This is a genomic window from Rhodococcus sp. NPDC049939, assembly GCF_040656415.1.
In the GTDB taxonomy this organism is placed as follows: Bacteria; Actinomycetota; Actinomycetes; order Mycobacteriales; family Mycobacteriaceae; genus Rhodococcus_F.
Window position 1 is genome coordinate 1 of the sequence record NZ_JBFAMC010000006.1, and the last position, 23,370, is coordinate 23,370.

General features: G+C 63.3%; 21 protein-coding genes. 9 read left to right on the forward strand and 12 right to left on the reverse strand.

The features are described from left to right. From AB0I57_RS18290 to AB0I57_RS18320, 7 genes are all read right to left on the reverse strand, one after another. Window positions 1–1,126, reverse strand: a 1,126-nt coding sequence (locus AB0I57_RS18290) for an ABC transporter substrate-binding protein (RefSeq protein ID WP_358338346.1), incomplete at its 3' end; no start/stop codon positions are given. A gap of 344 nt (window positions 1,127–1,470) precedes the next feature. Beyond that, the gene (locus AB0I57_RS18295) at window positions 1,471–2,724 is read right to left on the reverse strand and encodes a helix-turn-helix domain-containing protein (RefSeq protein WP_358338751.1); all 1,254 of its coding nucleotides are present in this window, start codon (window positions 2,722–2,724) and stop codon (window positions 1,471–1,473) included. Between the two features lie 217 nt (window positions 2,725–2,941). Then, a complete protein-coding gene (locus AB0I57_RS18300) occupies window positions 2,942–3,334 on the reverse strand; it encodes a VOC family protein (RefSeq protein ID WP_358338349.1) in 393 nt (130 codons plus the stop codon). 60 nt (window positions 3,335–3,394) lie between these two features. Beyond that, window positions 3,395–4,828 (reverse strand): NAD(P)/FAD-dependent oxidoreductase, encoded by a 1,434-nt coding sequence (locus tag AB0I57_RS18305; protein ID WP_358338352.1) that lies wholly within the window; start codon window positions 4,826–4,828, stop codon window positions 3,395–3,397. Further along, the gene (locus AB0I57_RS18310; RefSeq protein WP_358338354.1) at window positions 4,825–6,666 is read right to left on the reverse strand and encodes a DUF3556 domain-containing protein; all 1,842 of its coding nucleotides are present in this window, start codon (window positions 6,664–6,666) and stop codon (window positions 4,825–4,827) included. Before AB0I57_RS18310 ends, AB0I57_RS18305 begins: the two co-directional genes overlap by 4 nt. Before the next feature lie 69 nt (window positions 6,667–6,735). Further along, window positions 6,736–8,205: an AMP-binding protein gene (locus AB0I57_RS18315; RefSeq protein WP_358338357.1), complete on the reverse strand. Its 1,470-nt coding sequence runs from the start codon at window positions 8,203–8,205 to the stop codon at window positions 6,736–6,738. Between the two features lie 234 nt (window positions 8,206–8,439). Beyond that, a complete protein-coding gene (locus tag AB0I57_RS18320) occupies window positions 8,440–9,234 on the reverse strand; it encodes an LLM class F420-dependent oxidoreductase (protein ID WP_358338359.1) in 795 nt (264 codons plus the stop codon). 172 nt (window positions 9,235–9,406) lie between these two features. Here AB0I57_RS18320 and AB0I57_RS18325 point away from each other — a divergent pair, with 172 nt between their 5' ends. Then, entirely contained in the window at window positions 9,407–9,886 is a 480-nt protein-coding gene (locus AB0I57_RS18325) for a nitroreductase family deazaflavin-dependent oxidoreductase (protein WP_358338361.1), read from the forward strand. 11 nt (window positions 9,887–9,897) lie between these two features. Here the strand turns inward: AB0I57_RS18325 and AB0I57_RS18330 are convergent, their stop codons facing one another. Both AB0I57_RS18330 and AB0I57_RS18335 read right to left on the reverse strand, forming a co-directional pair. Continuing rightward, window positions 9,898–10,422: a TIGR04338 family metallohydrolase gene (locus AB0I57_RS18330; protein WP_358338364.1), complete on the reverse strand. Its 525-nt coding sequence runs from the start codon at window positions 10,420–10,422 to the stop codon at window positions 9,898–9,900. After that, window positions 10,419–11,237, reverse strand: a complete 819-nt coding sequence (locus AB0I57_RS18335) for a DUF2786 domain-containing protein (RefSeq protein WP_358338367.1) — start codon at window positions 11,235–11,237, stop codon at window positions 10,419–10,421. Before AB0I57_RS18335 ends, AB0I57_RS18330 begins: the two co-directional genes overlap by 4 nt. A gap of 169 nt (window positions 11,238–11,406) precedes the next feature. On the opposite strand from AB0I57_RS18335, the gene ugpC reads away from it, so the two are divergent. The 5 genes from ugpC (at window position 11,407) to AB0I57_RS18360 (ending at window position 16,165) form a co-directional block, all read left to right on the forward strand. Further along, the gene (gene ugpC / locus AB0I57_RS18340; RefSeq protein ID WP_358338370.1) at window positions 11,407–12,480 is read left to right on the forward strand and encodes a sn-glycerol-3-phosphate ABC transporter ATP-binding protein UgpC; all 1,074 of its coding nucleotides are present in this window, start codon (window positions 11,407–11,409) and stop codon (window positions 12,478–12,480) included. A 151-nt stretch (window positions 12,481–12,631) separates the two neighbouring features. Then, window positions 12,632–13,909, forward strand: a complete 1,278-nt coding sequence (locus tag AB0I57_RS18345; RefSeq protein WP_358338373.1) for an ABC transporter substrate-binding protein — start codon at window positions 12,632–12,634, stop codon at window positions 13,907–13,909. A 28-nt stretch (window positions 13,910–13,937) separates the two neighbouring features. Further along, window positions 13,938–14,987 (forward strand): sugar ABC transporter permease, encoded by a 1,050-nt coding sequence (locus tag AB0I57_RS18350; protein WP_358338754.1) that lies wholly within the window; start codon window positions 13,938–13,940, stop codon window positions 14,985–14,987. Next, on the forward strand, window positions 14,984–15,880 hold the full coding sequence (locus tag AB0I57_RS18355) for a carbohydrate ABC transporter permease (protein ID WP_358338376.1): 897 nt from the start codon (window positions 14,984–14,986) through the stop codon (window positions 15,878–15,880). Before AB0I57_RS18350 ends, AB0I57_RS18355 begins: the two co-directional genes overlap by 4 nt. Window positions 15,881–15,973: 93 nt before the next feature. Beyond that, complete coding sequence (locus AB0I57_RS18360; RefSeq protein ID WP_358338379.1) at window positions 15,974–16,165, forward strand: hypothetical protein; 192 nt, start codon at window positions 15,974–15,976, stop codon at window positions 16,163–16,165. A 134-nt stretch (window positions 16,166–16,299) separates the two neighbouring features. Here AB0I57_RS18360 and AB0I57_RS18365 read toward each other — a convergent pair whose 3' ends face one another. Both AB0I57_RS18365 and AB0I57_RS18370 read right to left on the reverse strand, forming a co-directional pair. After that, window positions 16,300–17,382 (reverse strand): inositol-3-phosphate synthase, encoded by a 1,083-nt coding sequence (locus AB0I57_RS18365; RefSeq protein ID WP_358338382.1) that lies wholly within the window; start codon window positions 17,380–17,382, stop codon window positions 16,300–16,302. Continuing rightward, window positions 17,375–17,932: a PadR family transcriptional regulator gene (locus tag AB0I57_RS18370; protein WP_358338385.1), complete on the reverse strand. Its 558-nt coding sequence runs from the start codon at window positions 17,930–17,932 to the stop codon at window positions 17,375–17,377. The genes AB0I57_RS18365 and AB0I57_RS18370 overlap by 8 nt, the downstream gene beginning before the upstream one ends. Window positions 17,933–18,244: 312 nt before the next feature. Between AB0I57_RS18370 and AB0I57_RS18375 the strand changes: the two genes are divergently transcribed. From AB0I57_RS18375 to AB0I57_RS18385, 3 genes are all read left to right on the forward strand, one after another. Then, the gene (locus tag AB0I57_RS18375) at window positions 18,245–18,658 is read left to right on the forward strand and encodes a DUF5318 domain-containing protein (RefSeq protein ID WP_358338757.1); all 414 of its coding nucleotides are present in this window, start codon (window positions 18,245–18,247) and stop codon (window positions 18,656–18,658) included. Between the two features lie 675 nt (window positions 18,659–19,333). Next, window positions 19,334–21,367 (forward strand): transglycosylase domain-containing protein, encoded by a 2,034-nt coding sequence (locus tag AB0I57_RS18380; protein ID WP_358338760.1) that lies wholly within the window; start codon window positions 19,334–19,336, stop codon window positions 21,365–21,367. Window positions 21,368–21,423: 56 nt separating this feature from the next. Next, window positions 21,424–23,049: a glycosyltransferase family 87 protein gene (locus AB0I57_RS18385; RefSeq protein ID WP_358338388.1), complete on the forward strand. Its 1,626-nt coding sequence runs from the start codon at window positions 21,424–21,426 to the stop codon at window positions 23,047–23,049. On the opposite strand, the gene AB0I57_RS18390 is transcribed toward AB0I57_RS18385, so the two are convergent. Beyond that, window positions 23,040–23,327 (reverse strand): CD225/dispanin family protein, encoded by a 288-nt coding sequence (locus AB0I57_RS18390; protein WP_358338391.1) that lies wholly within the window; start codon window positions 23,325–23,327, stop codon window positions 23,040–23,042. The two genes, AB0I57_RS18385 and AB0I57_RS18390, sit on opposite strands and share 10 nt — an antisense overlap. Between the last annotated feature and the right edge of the window lie 43 nt (window positions 23,328–23,370).

Genomic DNA, 23,370 nt, shown 5'->3' on the forward strand with positions numbered 1-23,370 from the left:
TTTTGAGTAGGTCGGGGAATGCCCGCACGTACAGATCCCAGTTGAAGAATGTGTCTTTGAGTTGTTGGAGTGTCGATTTGGGTTGTGCTGCTGGTGTTTCTGCGGTGTTTTGTGGGTTCAGTGCGGCCAGGGCGGCGAAGTCGGGGAGGTCGGGTGTGGGTGCGGCCTTGCTGCCGGGTTTCCAGCCTTCGGGCAGTGGGCGCGGCACCCAGTCGGAATACAGTCGGGCCCAGGTGCCGTCGGCGATGATCGCGTCGAGCCCGGAGTTCAGTGCATCGATCAGAGGCTGGTTCTCCTGCGCGACGGCCCAACCCATGAAGTTGTTGATGCTGAAGGTGTCCTGGACGATCGCGACCGGGTCACCGGGTGAGATGATGCCCAAGGCCTGCTGTGACGGCGCCACCCAGGCGTCTATCTGTCCGGACAGAAGGTTCGCGTACGCGGTCGCGTAGTCCGGAAATTTCACCGGGTCGAGTCCCAGCGTGTTCTCCACGTAGTCGTCCTGCACGGTGCCCTGGACGACGCCTATGCGGGTGGAGGAGTTCAGGTCGCTGAAACTCTGGATCGGCCCGTCGGTCGCGGCGACCAACGAGAAGTAGCCGAAGTCGTAGCCGTTGGTGAAGCCGACGGTGGCACGGCGCTCGTCCGTCGTCGTGATGGACGACGACCCGACATCGAAGCGGCGGGCGGCAACCTGGGCGAGCAGCCCGGCAAAGTCTGTGCCGACGAAGTTGATCTGCAGGCCTAGTTTGGCGGCGATGGCCTTGAGGAGTTCGTTGTCGTAGCCGGAGAACTGGCTCTCCGAGTTGATGCAGATGCTCGGTGGTGCGTCCGTCAGGGTGCCGACGGTCAGGACACCGGGGGTGATCAGGTTCAACCTCGAGGTGTCGATCTGATCGAGCGGGACGACGTTGTCGGTGGTGTACCTGTCCACGGCGGCCGGCCCCGACGCTGTCTCTACGTTGGTGGGCGCGGCAGTTGCCGAGCCGGGTCCGGGCGGGGAGCACAGATCACGCGCCGCCGTACCCGACGTGTTTTCGCCAGTCGAACACGATGCCAGCACAAGCACAGCTGCGAGCAGCAGTGCGGCCAGCACTCGAACCTTCGCTCCGGCGGAAGACAGCATACTGAGAAGCCTAGCCTCGCTAGCCGGGTTCCGGCGGGCAGTCTATGCGGGGGGGCATCGGCGCACCCCTGCGCCATCCAGGCATCTGATTTTCATGATTGGCGCATTCACTCGCGTGGCGAGATCTGCTGCTGTCTCTTCGCCGGCCAATGTCGTGGGGGTAATCCTCCTTGTTGGGCGACAGGCCAGTACGAGCGCCGACAGCGGAGAGAAACCGAGCCGCCCGATCGACAAGCACTCCCGCGTGTCAGCTTCCCCAGGTGCGTCTCACCCGACGCGTGAGAATCCGTTCATCGACCTCCGGCCCGGCTCCGACTCCGCCCAAGTGTGCGGGACGATATCGTCTACCGCAATACCGTTGGACCAAGGAATTCGCAAACCTGAAGGGCGAGAGCAAGGTCGAGTTTGCTGTGCCCGGCGATTCCGGTGCCCGGTTCGCCCAGTGCCTTGGTGACGCGGTACTTGACCGTATTGCGGTGCAGATTCATTTGCTGGGCGGTGTGCAGGTGGCTCTCGCCGTGGGCGAAGTATGTGCTCAGGGTCAACCGCAAAGTGGCTGCCTGATCGGTGTTCTCGGCGAGCGGGCCGAGGACCTCCCATACCCATGCCCGTGTGGAGTCGAGGTTCTCGGCCAGTAGCGACACGACGGCGACTCCGCGATCGCCGAAGCTGACCACCGGCCGAGCGGGTGTGTTGGGAACGTTGGCGACGGAGTAGGCGGCACGGGCCTGTTCATGCGATCGGCGAAACCCTGTTATCCCGGCCGAAGGTAGTCCGATCGCGGTCCGGACTCCAGCCCTCGCGGGCAGTGCGGCTGAAAGTTCGGTGGTATCGATGACAGGTTGGCGACGACCGAATGGGAGCCAGGCCCAAAGTGTTTGGCGATCGATGGCGGTGACGATGGGAGCGGAATCCGTCGTGAGGTGGCGCGCAATGTCGAGCACGTAGTGGTCGAGCGTGTTGAGGCCCGCATCGTCGTCCGGTCCGGTCGACCAGAGGATCATCGCAACATGGGTCTGGTCGAGTCGGTAGTGCGTTTCGGTTTCGAAAGTGGATCCGTCGCTGCCCGTCCCGTTGAGGAGGGTGTGGATGATCGACGAGTGGACGTTGCCGCGGGCACCGAGCCACCGCCGCCGCTCCTGCTCGTATGCATCGAATACGTAGAGTGTGATCCAGTCGATGTAGCTGTACATAACCTCCGACAAGTGTTTGAGCACAGCCAATGTCATCGGACCCGGCAGCCCCAACGAGTCGACCTCGTCGTAGCAGATCTTTCTCAGGGCGTCCTGCCCCATGTAATAGGCTCGCACCAACGAGTTGGAAGACACGTCACGTTGGGCCAATCTCAGCGCGTATTCGACGGCCGCCGTCGTCGGTTGCAGGTGATCGACGGGAATATCGTTGGCGAGGACGTGGATGATCGTCGAGATGTTGCCCTGCACGCTGGCTTCGAGCAGTTCGACGAGTTGTGGGTCTTCATTGAGTTGGTCGACCTCGTGCGCGAGCAGTCCTGTCATCGCGTGAGTGATTTCTGCCTGCCGTGCGTCGAGCTTTCGTGCTATCCCGGCGACGATGTCGAGGACTTCGGTCTCCGTCATAGCGGGCACCTGGGAAAGCTTGCGCCTCTCACCGGCCTGGCGGTCGCCGGCATTGCTCACAGCGTATCCTTTCTGCTCCGACGCAGATTGCGTAGGGCGGATTGCGCGTTCGGTAGCCACGGCTGCTCGTTGATCGCATCGGCCGTCTTGTAGGTTTCCCGCTCAGAGTCACTGGGCGGGGGGCCGATTAGATCACGGGTCATCTCGCGCGGGTCACCTACGCGCGGGCCGCCTGGGCAATCTGGATCAGGTTGCCGCACGTGTCGTCGAAGACGGCTGTAGTTACCGGGCCCATATCTGTGGGTTCCTGGGTGAAGTGCACCCCGAGTCCGTGCAGCCTCAGGTATTCGGCTTGAACGTCGTCCACGGCGAACGAGGTGCACGGTATGCCGTCAGCGACCAGCGCGGTCTTGTATGACTTGGCCGCTGGGTGGTCGTCGGGTTCGAGTAGGAGTTCGGTTCCATCAGGATCCTCGGGTGACACCACGGTGAGCCATCGGAACTTACCTAGTGGAACGTTGGTCTTCTCTGTGAATTTGAGGATCTCTGTATAGAAGCGGAGCGCTTTGTCCTGATCGTCAACGAGCACGCTGGTTACGTTGATTCGCATCGTGGTCCCTTCTGTCGACAGTGCCGGCGCCGAGGCCGTCATCGATGTTGTTGGCTGTGTTCACCGCGCATCCCCTCCGCCCCGTCGCAAGTAGCGCAGTGCGGATTGTGCCGCGTTGTATCCGCACATCCCGTGCGCTCCGGCACCGGGCGGAGTCGATGCCGAGCACAGATACGTGCCTGGCACGCCGGTGCTGTACGGGTCGAGGGCGACACGCGGTCGAAGCACCACCTGCGTCTCGTTGTTGGCGCCACCGATGATATCCCCGCCAACGTGGTTGGGATTGAACTCGGCCAGCCCGGCTGGACCGGTGCTGGTGGTCGCGACAATCCGATCCCGGAAACCCGGCGCGAATCGCTCGATCTGCGCGGTGATCGCCTCCGTCGCATCGCCCGTATAGCCTTGCGGGACATGTGCGTACGCGTACAGCGGATGCAGATCACCCTTCGATCGGGAGGGATCAGCCACAAATTGCTGGCCCAGCAGCACATACGGTCGTTGCGGCATTTGCCCCAGGGTGACCTCACGCTCGGCGTCCGCGATTTCGGCGAAGGTGCCACCGAGATGCACGGTACCCGCACGGCCGCATGCGGGTTCGGTCCACGGCACCTCGCCGTCCACGGCAAAGTCGACCTTGAATGCGCCGGGCGCGTGCTTGAATCGCTTGTACGCACGCGCGATCCTGTCGGGCAGTCGATCACCGAGTATGCCCAATGCGGCGGATGGTGCGACGTCCAGCAGGACCACGTCCGCTGCCGGGATGTCGCCCCAGGTGCGCACAAGCGCACCCGTGGTGATCTTGCCGCCGTGATCGGCCAGTGCGGCCGCGAGCGCGGTGGTGATCGACTGGGAACCCCCCTCGGCGACGGGCCAGCCGTAGCGGTGACCCGCAGCGATGATCATCAACCCGACAGCCGAGGTCGCGAGACGATCGAGACGGTAGTAGGCGTGCGCGGCGACACCGCCGAAAAGCGCACGCCCCTTCTCGGTTCGCCACCAGCGTGCCGCCACGGTAGCCGGCAGCAACGCGCGGGGCCCGAAAGTCGCGAGTCGGATCGGGTGCCGTGGCACATTCGCGATCGGACGCATCAGGTCGGACGCCAGATCATCGAATCCGTCGGCGAGGTCCCCGAACATGCGCCGCCAGCGTGTGCCGTCCTCGCCGAGGCCGGCGGCGGTGGCGGAGACCGATCTGCGCAGTAGTCCAGCCTCGCCGGAGTCGAGGGGGTGGGCGCAGTCGATCTCCGGCCACTTCCAAGTCAACCCGTACCGCGTGAGGTCGAGCGTCTGCAGGTATGGCGATCCCGCTCCCATCGGGTGGAACGCGGAACAGTGGTCGTGCAGGAGTCCAGGAACGGTGAGTTCACCCGAGCGGGTACCGCCGCCGATGGTGTCGGCGGCTTCGAGGACCTGGACACTGACCCCGTGGCGGGCCAGGTGGAGGGCGGCAGCGAGCCCGTTCGGCCCGCTGCCGACCACGACGGCCGTGGTCACGAGTGCACTCCGCTGCCCTCGCCGCTCTCACGCATCTTCGGCTCCTCGATCATTTCCGGGTCGGTCAGTGCCCGGTTCGCATCTACCTCCAGTGTCCACTGCACGTCGAACGGGATGGGTCCGTTCGGTAGCCACGGCTGCTCGTTGATGGCGTCGGCCGTTTTGTAAGTTCCCCGTTCGATGACACCGAGCGCGGCGTCTATCACCTTGTATTCCTGAACGCCCTTGTGGATGGGCTGCGATTCGATCCACGCGACGAGGAACTCGCCCGGTGCAAAGTTGCATCGTCTCTGGATAGCTGCGATCAGGTGCTCGTTGTGGAAGTGGCCGTCACCGAAGTTGAAGGCGACCAGAGAATTGCAGCTGAATTCGGCTTCACGCAGCGTGTAGGTGTCGATGTCCTCTCCGAGATGGTTGATCATCAGAGAGAACAGGGCACGTCCCTGACTGTGTAGCGACCGGAAGCCGAGCAGTTGGTGCATCACCACGTCCGCCTCTTCCGGCGAGAAGGTGTCCAGAAGTTGGGTGCGGGTGATCTTGGCGGGGCGGGGGATGAACTGGTCGAGTTTCGCCTCGGCGCCCGGTGCGAAAGCCCAGGTTGCCGAGGCCCAGTTGCCGGCGTACTGACGCATTGACGGCAGGAACGAGACCAGGTCGGGTCGCAGGTTGCCCAGGATCGGGAAGAACAGCAGCCCGACGACGATTGCTGCGAGCAGCCACATGGACGACATGTCCGTGACGCCGTAGCCGTCCCATGCCGGGAACCCGGCGAACAAGAAAATGGTTGCGAAGGTGAACAGCAGATTCCACTCGAGCGGCACCGCCAGCGGGAACGTCGACAGGATGAACAGGTGGAATGCGACCATGAGCACCACTGCCGCCAGGGTCAGCGTGCGGTTGGTGGAGAACAGCAGCACCAGGGGTGTAGCCACCTCGACAATCGTGCCGAGTACGTGGGCGACGCTACCGGCAACCTTGGACGGGCGCAGGTCCTCGGGGTAGTTGCGGTAGTGCGCGCGCTTGACCGCCTTGGACGGCATCCACGGGGTGTTGCTGATCATCGGCGGCACCACCATGGAGAAGTGGTGACCGATCTTCGAGATGCCGGCGCCGACCCACACCACCACGATCAGTAGCTTGAGTGCGACGATCATGTCCACGAACGACAACGTCGCGGAGAACAGGATCGCAGGCAGGTACTGCTCGCTACGCGCGGCGAGGAAGATGATCTTGTCGCGAAGGCCGATGATGACCAGCAGTGCGATGATCGGGAACAACACGGCGGGGCGGACGAGGCCTGCGTTATCCGCGATCGCAGCGTCGATCGACGCGGTGTGCGCTCCTGGCAGGATGAGCGCGACGACGATGTTCACAAGAAGTGCGCCGTACAGGGCGACGTCGAAGACGGTCCGCGTGTCACCGGAGGTCAGCGGCACCTTGCCCGGCCACGGTGCGAGCCGGATTGTGCCGGGGCGCAAGTAGTACCGGAAGCCGCCGGTCATCGGCTTGAAGTGGCCGGCGAGCGGGCCCCACGATCCGGCGAGGCCGATCGATTCGAGTAGCACCGTCCATAGAATCAGCTTCTGATAGACGATCGGCTCGTTCCACCACGCCCCGACCTCGAGAACGTTGTGGCCGGATGTGAAGGTCGCGATGGACAGTCCCGCGCCGATGTAGACGACGAGCAGCTTCAGAATGTAGATGGTGTGAACCATCTTCGGTGTTCCGAAACCGTTTTCGACCCAGTGTGTCGACGTAGCACGAATGCGGTCGAGGAACGGACGGTCGAGAAAGGTGGCGGGGTCGACTTCAGGGGGGTTCCCTGTCATGAATCCCATCGCAAGGCTCCTTGAGGTAGTGGGGATATCGCCTCGGGGGCGGGCCGAGGTGTGGGGTGGATGGTGGTGTCAGCTCACAGGCTGGGGGTGGTGGCGGCTGCGTAGATCTGGTTTGTCGATCTTTCCGACGGGGTTTCGTGGTAGTGCTTCGACGATGTGGATGGCCACCGGAAGCTTGACTTTCGTGATTCGGCCGACGAGGTGTGCTGCAAGATCGTCGGCGGTGACCTGTGCTTCCGGGTAGGTGACGACGTACGCGACGGGCACTTCGCCGTACACCTCGTCCGGGGCTCCGATCACGGCTGCCTCCAGCACGGCGTCATGGGTGGCCAGAGCGTTCTCGATTTCCTTCGGGTAGATGTTCTCCCCACCACGGATGATCATGTCCTTGATGCGGTCGACGAGTGTGAGATAGCCGTCCTCATCGAGTTTTCCGACGTCGCCGGTGTGCAACCAGCCGCCGACGATGGTGCGTTCGGTTTCCCCTGGACGGCCGAGATAACCGCGCATCACGTTCGCACCCCGGATGACCACCTCACCGATCGTCCCAGTGGGCACAGGCGAACCATCCTGGTCCACGATCGCGAGAGTCTGTCCCGGAAGCGCGGGGCCGACGGTGCCGAGCTTGCGAACGCCGTCCGGGGGATTGCACGCCGATGCGCAGGTACCTTCCGTCAGCCCGTACCCCTCGACGATGACGAGACCGAGGCGCTTCTCGGCGCGGTCGAGGAGTTCCTTCGAGATCGGGGCGGCTCCGCAGACAGCGAAACGCAGTGAGGAAAGGTCGGAAGCTGTGTCCGGTTGCGAGGTCAACAGCGCGTAGATGGTTGGGACGGCAGAGAAGTACGTCGGGCCCAGCCGCGCGACGTCGTCGAAGAACCGTGCAGGCGAGAAGCGCCCCGTAATGCTCAGTTGACCGCCGGCCAACATCGGGGACAGAAAGCTGACGCAGATGGCGTTGACGTGGAACAGAGGCAGGATCAGCAGGCAGTGATCCTCGCTGGTCAGCGACAAGTGTCGTGCCATGGACGAGCTCATGAATTGCAAGTTGTCGTGGGAGAGCATGACGCCCTTGGGGCGTCCGGTGGACCCCGACGTGTAGATCAGAAGCGCCAGGTCCTCGCCATCGGGGCTGCCGTTCGGTGCCCAGTCTGATGGCGTCGTGGTCGCCATCTCGTCGACCGCGATGGTCGGCTTACCCGCGGAGGGTGCGTCAGGACCCTCGTTGACGACGAGAACCGCTGCCGCGTCGTAGATTTGGTAGTCCGCTTCGTTCGCGGTGAACGTGGGGTTGACGGGCGTTGCGGCAGCGCCGATTCGCCAGGAGGCCATCAGGGCGATGAGGAGTTCTACACGGTTGGGCAGCATGATCGCGACGACATCACCGTCGCCTACGCCCTTGTCGGACAGCTGTGCGGCGAACGCGTCGACCCTTTCGGCGAACTGCTCGTAGCTCAATTCGAGGCGGTCGTCGCGCAGGCACGGCGCCGCTGCGTGCTCCGAAGCAAGATCCCAAGCGAAATAGCCAATGTGCGACACGATTTCGTCCGCCCTTCGTCCGTTATGTGACATCAGACACTATCGACGGGCTTTGTGGTGTGAAACGGTCTCGGGGGCTCGAGTTCGGTCGGGGTGTTGTCAGTTGAGCACAAAAGAGGACGTCGGAGGGCTATCCCACACGACTGCGGGCGTGCAAAAATAAGCAAGCGCTTAGAAATATCGGCACATGCCGATAATCGCTCGCGGACAGGAAGGCGGCTGTGGGAATTACATCTAGGCCAGGCCCGACAGCGGCGGTGGGGTGTTTTCGTCGCGCCAGGCGATGGCGCGCTTCAGCTCGGTCAAGTCGAATTCCGGACCGCCCACATGGACGGTGAACAGTGTGACCCCGGCGTCGACGTAGGTTGCCGCGTCGTCCATACCTGGCCACATCGTGGAGTGCGCGATGCTCTCGGGGTTGCGTCCGTTGTCGGCGCACCGATCCGCGAGGATGCCGGCCTTGCGCGAGTACGCCTCGATGTCACAGAAGCTGTGCCAGATGTCGGCGTACTGCGCGACCAGTGGCAGCGTCTTCTTCTCGCCCCCGCCGCCGATGAGGACCGGAATGTGACGATTGGGCGGCGGAATGAGCTTGCCGAGTCTGTCTTTCACGCGCGGCAGATACTCGGCGAGCAGCTTCAGTCGTGATCCGGCAGTGCCGAATTCATACCCGTACTCGTCGTAGTCTCGTTCGAACCACCCCGATCCGACTCCCAGAATGAGCCGTCCGCCACTGATGTGATCGACCGTGCGGGCCATATCCGCGAGCAGGTCCGGGTTTCGGTATCCGGCGCTACTGACAAGCGCACCGATCTCCACTCTCTCCGTCTGTTCGGCGAACGCCGCGAGCATCGTCCAGCACTCGAAGTGCGCGCCGCCCGGATCGCCGAACAGCGGGAAGAAATGGTCCCAGGTGAAGACGATGTCGACGCCGGCATCCTCGGCTCTGCGTACCGCGTCGCGGATGCGTCCGTAATCCGGCGCGTGTTGCGGCTGAATCTGGACGGCGATGCGAACTGGGCGAGTCATGCGGGCTCCTTTGATCGGCGCAGGCACGGCACCGGGCTGGTTCGTGCAGATCGTCCTACGGATCCATCTTGCTCGCCCGATCTCGCGATGGCTACCGGTCGGCGCATATCCGGTCGATCACGCGGGCAACCGGGTTTTGATCTGCAACGCTAGAGTTTGGAATACTGAGAAAGTGAAGATTCTCGAGAAGCCAGAACCACCCACCGGAATCCGCCGGGCGTTGTTCCGTGCGCCGATTCACCTCTACCGCTGGCATCTGGGGTTTCTGCTCGGTGGCCGCTTGCTGCTCCTCGAGCACATCGGTCGTAAGTCGGGAAAGATCCGCCAGGTTGTGCTCGAAGTGGTCAACAGTGGCGCCACCGAGAACGGGTACGTCGTCGGGGTCGGCTTCGGACCCAAGGCGGATTGGTATCGGAACCTGTTGGCACATAAGGACGTAACAATCCAGGTGGGACGCAAACGCCTTCTCGTCACGGCCGAGTTCCTCGGTCCCGACGAAGGTGCCGAGTTCATGGCCCGGTACGGGGCCGAACACCCCAAAGTGGGGGTACGTCTGTGCAAGATCATGGGCTTCGAGGTGGACGGAACTGTCGACGAGTTCAGGCAAGCGGGCAGACAGATCCGGTTCGTCAGATTCCGTAATCGCACCTGAAATCGCCGATATCAGTTCAGCTGCACTCCACCAGCCAGGTATGTCGCCCTCAGCACGAACGCGGCCTCCGGCCCGATGATTTCCCCGACCAGGGTGAGATAGCAGTCGACGTAACCCGGTCCGTGAGGTGACGCCATCGGATGTTCGGGGTCGGATGGATCGAGGTGATGAGCCACCTCGTGTAGCACGACCAGTTCACGGAATGCCCAGGCCTTGCCGTTCCGATGCCCGGGAATTGCTATTGTGGCGCAGTCACTTTCGTAGTGTGATGCGCTGTTTCCTGATCTCGCGCGTATGCGAATCGGGATAGCGGCCCGCGGCCACGTGGATCGGACCCAGTTCAGCGCGAGAACGCGGTCGACGTAGGCGCGCACGGATTCGATGGATGCGAACTTGCGCTCCACGGGCAGTGTGACCTGTGACCCCATGACTTCGACGACGCGCAAGCCACGTTCATCGGCGCGGTCGAACATGTTGCGTACCAATGTTTCCGCGTCGTATACCACCGCGCGTTGGGTATCGCGTGGGCCGCTCATCGCGGTAGCTGCTTCCTCGCAACCGACAGCTCTGGTGTATCGGTCAACCGAGCAGTCCTCGCGGCTCGATCTCCCGCGCGTCGGGCGCGCGAGGCGTGCCCCGCAGCTGCGCGAGCGCCCCGCCACGTGCCCCGGGCCTGCGAGTTCTCTCGGTAATAATCCCTCAGCTCTAGTTGCTTGTCGCGTAGGGCGAGGGCGGTCTGCGCCGAGGATTCCGGCACCGACACGGCCTGCTCCGCCGCCTCGCTCCTGGATTCGGCTAGGCGCCGACCGATTCGCGCGGCATAGGCGAGTTGGAAGTTCAGACGTGCCGTCACCCCGGCGACGGGACGCTGTACTTCGGTCACGACACGGCGTCGTCCCCGTTTCTCGACGCGGGTGCGCACCGTGGTCTCGCTGCGGTAATCACCCGACTTGATATACGCGTCGGACGCCCGGACCATCTGGATCAGCAGGCTCGTGTACAGGGCTTCGCACACGTCGATATCACTGGCGAAGCCGTAGGCGTAGACGATGGCGGACGTCTGGGCGATGTCGCACTCGACGTCGTTGGCGGCGGCAATCACCAGGAAGAGTTGCGCATATGTGCGCAGACCCTTCTTACCCGGTTCGCCGATACTGATCAGGCGTTGCGTGGGGGTGGCTCGCTTCTCCTTGCCCGCCGTGTGGGCGCGTGCCACGGCGAGGTCGATCGAGGCGGCCGTGGCAAGTCGCTGCGCCGCGGCCATGAAGGCCTCGCCCTCGTGCTGATTATCGGTGGATTCTGCCTGTCGGAGCAGTCCACCGATGCGGGTCAGCATCTTGTCCGAGTTCACGCCGAGAGGCTACGCCCGGCGATCTATCGGTGGTCGTACCGGTAGTATTCGTGGTGCGTTGGAGTTCGGAGGCGGTTCTTCCCCTCTCCCGGGTGGGTTGATCAGTGTATGAACATGTAAGTTCGCACGAACCTGCGCGAGGAGCCGGGTAGAAGGGACATCGAAGTTCATGGCCACAGTGACCTACGACGGTGCCAGCTGCTTGTTCCCAGGTTCGAACAAGCCGGCCGTCGAGAACCTCGATCTGCAGATCGACGATGGTGAGTTCTTGGTACTCGTCGGACCGTCCGGCTGCGGGAAGTCGACGTCGCTGCGGATGTTGGCCGGACTGGAGGAAGTCCACAGCGGGCGGATCCTGATCGGCGACCGAGACGTCACCGGGGAAGAGCCCAAGCAGCGCGACATCGCGATGGTGTTCCAGAACTACGCGCTGTATCCGCACATGTCGGTGGCCGAGAACATGGGCTTCGCGCTCAAGCTCGCCGGTATGAACAAGATCGACATTCGCGCGCGCGTCGAGGAGACCGCGAAGCTCCTCGACCTCGAGCAGTATCTGAACCGCAAGCCCAAGGCCCTGTCCGGTGGCCAGCGGCAGCGGGTCGCGATGGGGCGTGCCATCGTCCGCCAACCGCAGGTGTTCTTGATGGATGAGCCGCTGTCGAACCTCGACGCGAAGCTCCGAACACAGACCCGCACCCAGATTGCTCAACTGCAACGTCGTCTCGGTACGACCATGGTTTACGTCACGCACGATCAGGTCGAGGCCATGACCATGGGCGATCGGGTGGCCGTGCTCGACCAGGGGGTGCTGCAGCAGTGCGCGACCCCGCGGGATCTCTACAACGCGCCCGCCAACGTGTTTGTCGCCGGGTTCATGGGCTCGCCCTCCATGAACCTGTTCACCTTGCCGATCACGTCCGAAGGGGTTGTGCTCGGTGACACGACCATCCCATTGCCGCGGCAGCTCTACTCGGGCGCAAGCGAGCACGAGGTGATCGTCGGAATCCGGCCCGAGCATCTCGAGCTCTCGAGCACCGGAATCCCGATGGAGGTCGGCGTGGTCGAGGAACTCGGATCGGACGCCTATATTTACGGCCGGAGCACCGTGAACGGCGAGATGCAGCAGCTGGTGGCCCGCACAGACTGGCGCGACCCGCCACGCAAGGGAGATCTGGTAAAGCTGCATGTAAACCCCGCATGGGTGCACATGTTCTCGGCCTCGACGGGAGACCGATTGGTCTAGCCCTTCGAAGACCCGGTTGCGGCTTCTTAGCCGATACACGTGGAGTCAGCGCCTTGCATGGCGATTCTCGCCACAGTATCTTCCGTCTTGGTCCGGGTTCCGTGATTTTCGGCACCAACACGCCTTATCCAATTGCCAACGAGGAGACTCCATGGTTCAGATTTCGAGAGCGGTCTGGCGCACCGCGGCGTTTGCTACTGCTTCGCTTGTCACGCTCACCGCATGCTCGACGAGTAACAGTGGGGGTGATGCTGCGTCAGAAAACCTCGAAGGTCGCGGCCCTATCACCTACGTCGAGGGCAGGGACACCACCGATACCGGTGTGGTCAGGCAGATCATCGACGCGTGGAACGCTGAGCATCCGGACGAGCAGGTGACGTTCAGGGAGCAGTCGAACGACGCCGATCAGGCGCACAACGACTTCGTCCAGCACCTTCAGGCCGAGCAGTCCGACTACGACGTCATGGCGCTCGACGTTCCCTGGACGGCAGAGTTCGCGGCAAGGGGTTGGCTGCAGCCGCTGACCGGCGAGTTCACGATGGACAACACCGGCATCATCCCGGCCACGGTGGAAAGCGCCACCTACAACGGCACCCAGTACGCGGCTCCGAAGAACACCAACGGTGGCCTGCTGTACTACCGCACCGATCTTGTGCAGGAAGCGCCGACGACGTGGGACGAACTCGAAGCCGCCTGCGCTGTCGCCGTGGAAAACAACATTGACTGCTATGCAGGTCAGTTCGCGCCGTACGAGGGCTTGATGGTGAACACCGCCGAGGTCATCAACGCGTACGGAGGATCGTTCGTCGGTGCGGACGGAACGACCCCGACCGTCGACAGCCCCGAGGCCCGCGAGGGTCTTCAGGTTCTGGTCGACAACTTCGCCGATGGCAACATCCCCGCCCAGGACACCACATTCCAGGAGCCGGAGAGCCAGCAGGCGTTCGAGAGCGGCGAGGTGCTGTTCCTGCGGAACTGGCCGTACGTCTACGCAACCGCTGGACAGGAGTCTTCTGCGGTGCAGGGCAACTTCGACGTGGCCCCGCTGCCCGGCAAGGACGGCATCGGCACATCGACGCTCGGTGGCTACAACGCCGCCATCAGCGTGTACTCGGAGCACAAGGCGACTGCCTTTGACTTCCTCAAGTTCCTCCAGGGTGAGCAGGCTCAGCGCATCATGGCGATGGACTCGCTTCCCCCGGTTCGAGCGGACTTGTACGATGACCCGGACGTCGTCGCGAAGTACCCCTTCATGCCGACGCTGAGGGTGTCGATCGAGAACGCGGTCCCGCGTCCGATCACGCCGTTCTACCCGGCCGTGTCGAAGGCGGTACAGGACAACGCCTATGCCGCGATCCGGGGTGAAAAGTCTGTGGACCAGGCGATTACGGACATGCAGTCCGGCATCCAGGCCGCAGGCGCCAACTAAGTTCGGTTCGTAAAATACGGGGGTGAAGATGGTCGTTCCAACTGGAACAACCAGTGGGACACCAGCTCGTACCGCGGCCGGGGATTCAAACCCCGGCCGCGGTTCACGTGAGAAGAGCGAGAGCAGTGGACGCATGTCGCTGAGCAGCCGTCGCGCATGGCTGCTCATCGTTCCCGCGCTGTCCGTGCTGGCTATTGTCATCGGGTACCCGGTTATCCGGGCAGTGGTGATGTCGTTCGAGAAAGACGCTGGTCTCGATCCGTCCACAGGCATGTTCACCCCAGGTGGCTGGGCTGGGCTCACCAACTACACGCATTGGATCCTGCAGCAGTGCACGGGGCCGGGCGGCATCGTCACGTCCTGCCCGCCGGGCACTCTGGGTTCGCAGTTCTGGCCCGCTGTCGGAAACACCGCGTTCTTCACGATCGTGACAGTGAGCCTGGAAGTCACGATCGGCCTGTGGATGGCGATCATCATGGGCAAGACGTTCAAGGGCCGCGCCTTGCTGCGTGCGGCGGTCCTGATTCCGTGGGCCATCCCGACCGCGGTCACGGCCAAGCTCTGGTACTTCATCTTCGCCTACGACGGCATCGCCAACCGGCTGCTCGGTACCGAGATCCTGTGGACGTCGGACTCTTGGCCCGCCCGGTTCGCGGTGATCATCTCGGACGTCTGGAAGACAACACCTTTCATGGCCCTGCTGATTCTGGCGGGACTGCAGATGATTCCGCAGGACATCTATGAGGCAGCCAAGGTGGACGGGGCTTCCGCGTGGCAGAGGTTCCGACAGATCACGTTGCCGTTGGTGAAGCCGGCGTTGATGGTCGCGATTCTGTTCCGCACCATGGACGCACTGCGCATGTACGACCTGCCCGCAATCCTTACCGAAGGCAATCCGGCCACCAGAACGGTGTCGATCCTCGTGGTCGACCAGGTGCGGCAGGGCTTCAACAGCGCGTCCGCGTTGTCGACCATCACCTTCCTCATGATCTTTGCGGTGGCGTTCGTCCTGGTGAAGTTTCTCGGCGCCAATGCCGTCGACACGCTGGAATCCCAGCGAAAGGGGCCGACGTCGTGACCCATCGCGTCCTGGAAAAAGAGGCTCCACCGACCCCGCGGCCGAAGCCGCACCGTCCGTGGAGTGCTTCGCTCAAGAACTACCGCATCTATGTCGGTGTCGCGATCATCATCGTGTGGGGGCTGGCACCGTTCTACTGGATGGTGGTGACAGCCTTCCGTGACCCCGACTACACATTCGACACGACTCCGTGGCCCACGCACGTCACGCTGGAGAACTTCGAGAACGCACTGTCGACGAGCAGCGGAAACAACTTCACTCGGGCCCTGTTCAACAGCATGTTCATCGGCACTGTCACTACCGCGGTAGTGATGGCTATGGGCATATTCGCCGCGTATGCGCTGGCGCGCATCGAGTTCCGTTTCAAGTATCTCGTGGTCGGCATCGTGCTGGGTGCATCGATGTTCCCCGTCGTCGCGCTGGTCACCCCGTTGTTCCAGTTGTTCACGAACATCGGCTGGATCGGCAGCTATCAGGCGATGGACATCCCGAACATATCCTTCGCGCTACCGCTGACCATCTACACGCTGACGTCGTTCTTCAGGGACCTCCCCTGGGAACTGGAGGAGGCCGCTCGCATCGACGGCGCCACCCGTGGGCAAGCGTTCCGACTTGTGATGCTGCCGCTCGCGGCGCCCGCGCTGTTCACGACCGCGATTCTCGCGTTCATCGTGACCGTCAACGAGTACATGCTGGCCAGTCAACTCTCGAGCGATGCCACCGAGCCGGTCACTGTCGCGATTGCGAGGTTTGCCGGTAACGACCCGCACGTCGTTCCGTATGCGGCGATCATGGCAGCCGGAACCATCGTCACGATTCCGCTTGTGATCATGGTGTTGCTGTTCCAGCGCCGTATCGTCTCCGGGCTAACAGCCGGTGGTGTGAAGAGCTAGGCCTGTCGAGCGAAGCTAGGGGGAGCTTCGACCGGTCGAGCGAAGCGAGGGGGAGCTTCGACAGTCGAGCGAAGCGGGTGTAACACTGAAGTTATGCATCCGGTTGCGAAACGGCAACGGCTCGAGGTCTTGATCGGGATCTTCGGGTTCTTCACGGCGATGGCGTTCATCGCGGCGGTCGTCGAGATCGTGCGTGGCGACCCCGGTGTGATGCCTGCGATGGTGTTGCTCGGCTGTCTGGTCCTGACGGGGCTGGCCGTTCGCGCGCGCGGCCGCGTCCACTGAAATCGATCGAGGCGAAAGCAAAAAGGCGAATGTACTCTCGGGCGCCTTTACGGCGGCCAAAAGTACATTCGCCTCGGAGCTGAGCGACCTATGCTCTCGCGCTGAGCGACCTATGTCTTCGAGCTGAGCGGGGACTAGGCGTCGATGATGAACGCCTCGAGTTCGCTGCGAGCCTTGTCGTCCGGCATCTGGACCGGCGGGGACTTCATCAGGTATGCGGAGGCCGGGTAGACGGGTCCGCCGATGCCGCGATCCTTGGCGATCTTGGCGGCGCGGACGGCGTCGATGATGATGCCCGCCGAGTTCGGGGAGTCCCAGACCTCGAGCTTGTATTCGAGGTTGAGCGGGACGTCACCGAATGCGCGGCCCTCGAGCCGAACGTAGGCCCACTTGCGGTCGTCCAGCCAGCCGACGTGATCCGACGGGCCGATGTGAACGTTGCCGTTGCCGAGTTCGCGGGTCAGGTTGGAGGTGACGGCCTGTGTCTTGGAGATCTTCTTGGACTCGAGGCGGTCACGCTCGAGCATGTTCTTGAAGTCCATGTTGCCGCCCACGTTGAGCTGCATCGTGCGGTCGAGCTGCACGCCACGGTCCTCGAAGAGCTTCGCCATCACGCGGTGGGTGATGGTGGCGCCGACCTGGGACTTGATGTCGTCGCCGACGATCGGAACACCGGCGTCCTTGAACTTCGCCGCCCATTCGGGGTCGGAGGCGATGAACACCGGCAGCGCGTTCACGAATGCAACGCCGGCATCGATGGCGCACTGGGCGTAGAACTTGTCGGCGTCCTCGGAACCCACGGGGAGGTATGAAACCAGCACGTCGACCTGGGCATCCTTCAATGCCTGGACGACGTCGACGGGCTCGGCCTCGGAGACCTCGATGGTTTCGGCGTAGTACTTGCCGATGCCATCGAGAGTGGGGCCTCGCAACACGGTCACGTCTGACGGCGGAACATCAGCGATCTTGATGGTGTTGTTTTCGCTGGCGAAGATGGCCTCGGACAGGTCGAATCCGACCTTCTTGGCATCGACGTCGAAAGCGGCGACGAACTGGACGTCGCGGACGTGATAGCTGCCGAACTTGACGTGCATCAGGCCGGGAACGGTTGCCGTCTCGTCGGCGTCCTTGTAGTACTGCACGCCCTGGACCAGGGACGAGGCACAGTTCCCCACGCCCACAATGGCCACGCGCACCGCGGTGCTGTTCTCACCCATTGTTGGGTTCTCCTTCTTTTTTTCGTGTTGCTGTCGATTGCTCGGCGGCGATCAGTTCGTTGAGCCAGCGCACTTCACGTTCGCTCGACTCGAGACCGAGTTGGTGGAGCTGCCTTGTGTAGCGATCCAGCGTGCCGCTCGCTCTTGCGATCGCGTCGCGGAGCCCCTCGCGGCGCTCCTCGACCTGGCGACGTCGGCCTTCGAGAATCCGCATTCGTGCTTCTGCGGGAGTGCGACTGAAGAAGGCCAGATGAACACCGAATCCATCATCGGTGTAGTTCTGCGGACCCGTGTCGGCGACCAGCTCCTCGAACCGCTTCTTACCGATCGGGGTGAGCTGGTAGACGCGGCGGGCACGCCGTTTGGCGGTCCCTGGAGGTCCGGCGTCCTCGGCGATCAAACCGTCCGCCTGCATACGTCGAAGCGTCGGGTAGAGAGAGCCGTAGGAAAATGCACGGAATGCGCCCAATAACCCGGTCAGCCGCTTGCGCAGCTCGTATCCGTGCATGGGTGACTCGTGGAGTAGTCCGAGAATCGCCAATTCGAGCATGTCCACCCCCCCGAGTCGCCAACCTAATGATGTGATGTCATCGTTCACTATATCGCACCGATATATAGAGCGATACTCCGGGACGATAGGGCCCATGGGGTCAAGAGTCAGTCGTACTGACGTGTGCATCAGGGCGTCCGCCGGTTGGTCGCGCTCGATGCTCGCGGCACGTTCGTGCCCAATCTCACACCGGTGTCGCCTGACTTGAACGGATGCCACATCAGGCATGAGTGACGAGGCGCACTGACATGCGCGAAAACGTGAGTCACACTAGCCATACCGGCGTACGCACGTACTCTGGTCTGCGTGCGGATGCAGCGGCAGGTAGTGGATTACGCGCTTCAGCGCCGGTCTCTCCTGGCCGAGGTCTACTCAGGCAGAACTGGCGTCACGGAGGTGTGTGACGCAAGCCCTTACCTGCTTCGAGCTGCAAAGTTCCACGGTAGGGGTAGCGACGTAGTGTGCCCCATCTGCCGCAAGGAGCAACTGACCCTGGTCTCCTGGGTTTTCGGTGACAAGTTGGGGCCCGTATCGGGATCGGCTCGTACGGCCGAAGAGTTGGTGCGCCTTGCTGCCACCCAGGAAGAGTTCTCGGTTCACGTGGTCGAGGTGTGTCGGACATGCAGCTGGAATCATCTGGTCCAGTCCTATGTTCTCGGTACCCTACCCACACCGAAGAATCCGAGACGTCATTCGCCACGGCCCCGTCGAACCGCAAGCGAGTAGACCCATCGGAAGATGGAACGCGGCCCGAACACTACGCATACCACGACGCAGGTTTGAAACAGGTCCACAACCACTGGAGATTTGTACGTGAGTTCCCCCCACAGCAACGCCCCGGGTGATCGACCGAACGGACCGAGCCGACCAAGTGGCCCTCCGCCACAGGGACGTCCCGGTGGTCCACCACCCCGCGGCGGGCAGCCAGGGGGTGCGCTCCCACCCAGGCGCATGCCGTACCCGCCTCCGCAAGGCGCCGGCAGGCCCCCGGGTCCTCCACCACGTCGTCCCGGTCCCCCGCCTCAAAGTGGTCCCATGCCTCAGGGCGCCGGCCGGCCCTCGGGTCCTCCACCACGTCGTCCCGGTCCCCCGCCTCAAAGTGGCCCCATGCCTCAGGGCGCCGGCCGGCCCTCGGGTCCGCCGCCGCGCCGCCAAGGGCCCCCACCCGGACGTCCTGCGCCCCCGCCCGGACGCCGCGCGCAGGGTTCGCCGGAGACTCGTAGCCAATCCGGTCCCGGCGGACGCCCGCCCGGTCCCCCACCGTCGAACCGTCCCAAGACCGGTGGCGGCGGACGTGGCGGTGAACCGCCGAGGGGTGGCAGAAGGGCAGCGCAGAAGAAAAAGAAGAAGTCCGTATGGAGGATCGTCCGCCGGACGGCGTATGCGGGTATCGCTCTGGGCATGGTTGTCCCGATCCTGGTGTTCATGGCGGCCTACGTCGTCCAGGAGGTTCCGCGCCCCGGCGATCTCAAGACCAATCAGGTGGCCACGATCTACGCGGCCGACGGAACGTCAGTGATCAGCAAGGTTGTGCCGCCGGAAGGCAACCGCACCGAGGTGAGTCTCGACGAGATTCCGAAACACACACGTGACGCCGTCCTGGCGGCCGAGGACCGGGACTTCTACTCGAATCCCGGCTTCTCCATCGGTGGCTTCGTGCGCGCTGCCCGCGACAATGTCATGGGCAAGGAGAGCGCCGGAGGTGGCTCGACCATCACTCAGCAGTACGTGAAGAAGACGATGGTCGGTTCGGAGCGTTCGCTCACGCGAAAGATGAAGGAACTCGTCATCGCGTCGAAGATGGCCCGCGAATGGACGAAGGACGACATCCTCGCCGCGTACCTCAACACCATCTACTTCGGTCGTGGTGCGTACGGCATCGCGGCGGCGTCGAAGGCGTACTTCGACAAGCCGGTCGAACAATTGACGGTGGAGGAGAGCGCGGTTCTTGCGTCGTCGATCCAGCTGCCTTCGCTGCTCGATCCGGAGACCAACCCGGAAGGTGCACAAGCGCGATGGAACTACGTGCTCGACGGCATGGTGACGGCCGGAACGCTGGAGGAGTCGGCACGGGCCGGCATGCAGTACCCCGCATTCCTGCCGCTTGCCCAGGTCGACCACGGCGGACAGAACTCGGGACCGGAAGGGCTGATCAAGAACCATGTCCTTCGTGAGCTGAGCGAGGCGGGGATCAGCGAGCAGCTCCTCAACACCGAGGGATTGGAGATCACGACCACGATCGATGCGACGGCTCAGGCTGCTGCCGTGGATGCCGTCCGTTCCAACATGAGTGGTGAGCCGGATGACCTACGCGCCGCTGTCGTGTCGGTGGATCCGAAGACCGGGGCAGTGCGGGCGTACTACGGCGGCGAGGACGGCGTCGGTTACGACTTCGCGAATGCCGGTCTGCAGACCGGTTCGTCGTTCAAGGTGTTCGGGCTCGCGGCAGGACTCGACCAGGGCATCCCGCTGTCGGAGATGTACGACAGCTCGCCCCTCACCGTCAACGGCATCACCATCGGCAACGTCGGAGGCGAGGATTGCGGCACCTGCACGATCGCCGAGGCGCTGAAGCGGTCTCTCAACACCAGTTTTTACCGCATGCAACTCGAGCTCGACGGCGGGCCGATGGCTATCGCGGACATCGCTCACCAGGCGGGCATACCGGAGGAGGTCCCGGGAATCGGGCCAATGCTGAGAGAGCCCGACGGCAGTTCTCCGAACAACGGCATCGTTCTCGGCCAGTACCTGTCGCGCCCGATCGACATGGCGTCGGCATATGCCACCCTGGCCGACTCCGGTACATACCACGCTCCGCACTTCGTCCAGAAGGTGGTGAGTGCCGACGGCACCGTGTTGTTCGATCGCGGCATCGTTCCGGGTGAACCTCGCATCGACAGGGCCGTAGCCGACAACGTCACTGCGGCGATGGAACCCATCGCCGCGTATTCGCGCAACCATAACCTGGCAGGCGGGCGCCCGTCCGCGGCGAAGACGGGCACCGTACAGCTGGGTGACACGGGTGAGAACAAAGACGCCTGGATGGTCGGCTACACGCCATCGTTGTCGACTGCGGTCTGGGTCGGTACTGCCGAAGGTACGGCGCTGCGCACCAGCAGCGGTGGAATGATCTATGGCTCCGGTCTACCCTCCGACATCTGGAAGGACACGATGGACGACGCCTTGGCGGGCACGTCCAACGAGAGGTTCCCGAAGCCCGGTTCGATCGGTGGTCAGGCGGGTGTCCCGACCTTCACGGGGCCGCCGCCCACGACCACGACGGAAGAGGAGAGGAACCCGCTCGAGATCCCGTCGGACTTCCTGCCACGGGTTCTGCCACCGTCGCCGGTCGAGATCCTGCCCGGGATCTCCATTCCGATTCCGCGCCTGGCTCCCCCGGAGCCTGCTCCCGCGGACCCCGGCGCCGAAGAGTAGCAACTTCTGGTCGGGTAGCGTTCCGATCGGGCAGTCCCGCCCGGTAGCCTCGCGGAGTGGCCGAGAACGCTGATGCGCACGCCGTCCCGGATGCGGGCGAGGCTGGATCCGTCTCGCCCGCGCCGTTGGCGGAGGATCGACGTTCGGCGGATTGGCGCGATCTTCCCGGGCGCACCGACCCTCTGACTGCCTCCCTCTCCTCGGTGATCGGCGGTCCTGTCGGTCGGCACGCGGTGGTGGGGCGAAGTCGATTCTTCACGCCGATGCGCGCGATCTTGTTGCTGGCGATCGTGTTTCTGGCACTGGGGTGGTTCTCGAAGGCACCCTGCATTCAACAAGCGCCCTTCGGTGAAAACGGCACGCTCGCGCTCGACTGGAGTGGTAGTCGGCAGTACGTGGCGATGTGTTACTCGGATACCGTGCCGCTCTATGGTGCCGAAAGGTTGAACGAGGGCGCCTTTCCCTACAAGAAGTCGTGGGAGGAGGATATCGGCAACGGTCTGACTCAGACCCGCTACATGGAGTATCCGGTGATAACCGGTCTCTACCAGTACGTTTCGATGACAGTCGCGAAGGCATGGGATGCGACACCGTGGCTGCCGCAGGCACTGCAGGTCGTGATCTACTTCAACGTCGTTGCGTTCGGTCTGACGCTGGCGTGGCTCGTCACGGTTTGGGCCAGTGCGCTTTTGGCCGGTCGTCGCATCTGGGACGCTGCAATGATCGCGGCTTCTCCTCTCGTGATCGTGCACGTGTTCACAAATTTCGACGCCCTTTCAACGGCTTTCGCTGCAGGCGGGCTGTTGGCATGGGCGAGGAAGCGTCCAGTTCTTGCCGGAATCTTGCTCGGCCTCGGCGGTGCGACCAAGCTGTATCCGCTGCTTCTGTTCGGGCCGCTACTGGTGTTGTGTCTGAGGACGGGCAAGATACGGGACTGGTCGGTAGCTGCGCTTGCGGGATTGGGTGCGTGGCTGACGGTCAATCTGCCGATTGCTCTTCTGTTCCCGAGTGGCTGGGCTGAGTTCTTCCGCTTGAACTCCGAGCGTGGTGCCGACCCTGATTCCATCTACAATGTCATCTCGTCGTTCACCGGTTGGGCCGGGTTCGACGGCGTCCTGTCAGTCGGTCAAACCCCCAGCGTCTTGAATGCGGTCTCCCTCTTGCTGTTCGCCGTGCTGTGCGTCGGAATCGGCTACATCGCCCTGACGGCGCCGACCCGGCCTCGGCTGATGCAGCTGTGCTTTCTGGTGGTTGCGGGTTTCCTTCTCACGAACAAGGTGTGGAGCCCACAGTTCTCGCTGTGGCTGGTGCCGTTGGCTGTTCTCGCCTTTCCGCACCGGCGGATACTGCTCGCCTGGATGACGATAGACGCGCTGGTGTGGGTACCGAGGATGTTCTACTACCTCGGCGTTTCGAACAAGGGTCTGCCCGAGCAGTGGTTCACCGCCACGGTGGTCGTTCGCGACGTCGCGGTGATCGTCATCTGTGCGTTGATCATCCGCCAGATCTATCGACCCGACGAGGATCTGACTCGGTACGGCTTCATCGACGATCCGTCGGGTGGCGTGCTCGACCAAGCGCCCGATGCCCAGCCGCGATGGCTACCGACCTGGTTGCGTCCGAGGCGCACCGCAGGCGCCGATTCCGCCGACAGCGCTTCCGAGACGGCCGGTCAGCGCTGACCGAGCAGGACTCCAACCGACGCCAGGACTGTCAGGGCGACCGCGGCGCTGAAGCTGCGCATGGCCCAGCTCTTGGCATCTGCCGAGGCCCGCACCGAGGCGTCGTAGTCACCTTGCTCCCACAGGTTGCCGACCGTGACGGACCGCGTCAACGACATCACACCGAGCGGGAAGAACGCGATGATCGCCAGAATCGCGAGCGGCAGATGACTCGCCGGGGGCGGCGCCAAGGGCCCGTGTTCCCCGTCTACCGGTTGCTTATCCGTGCAGTGCGTCATGCAGTGGCCTCCCCGTCGTCATGCCCACTGTAAGGGCGATAGG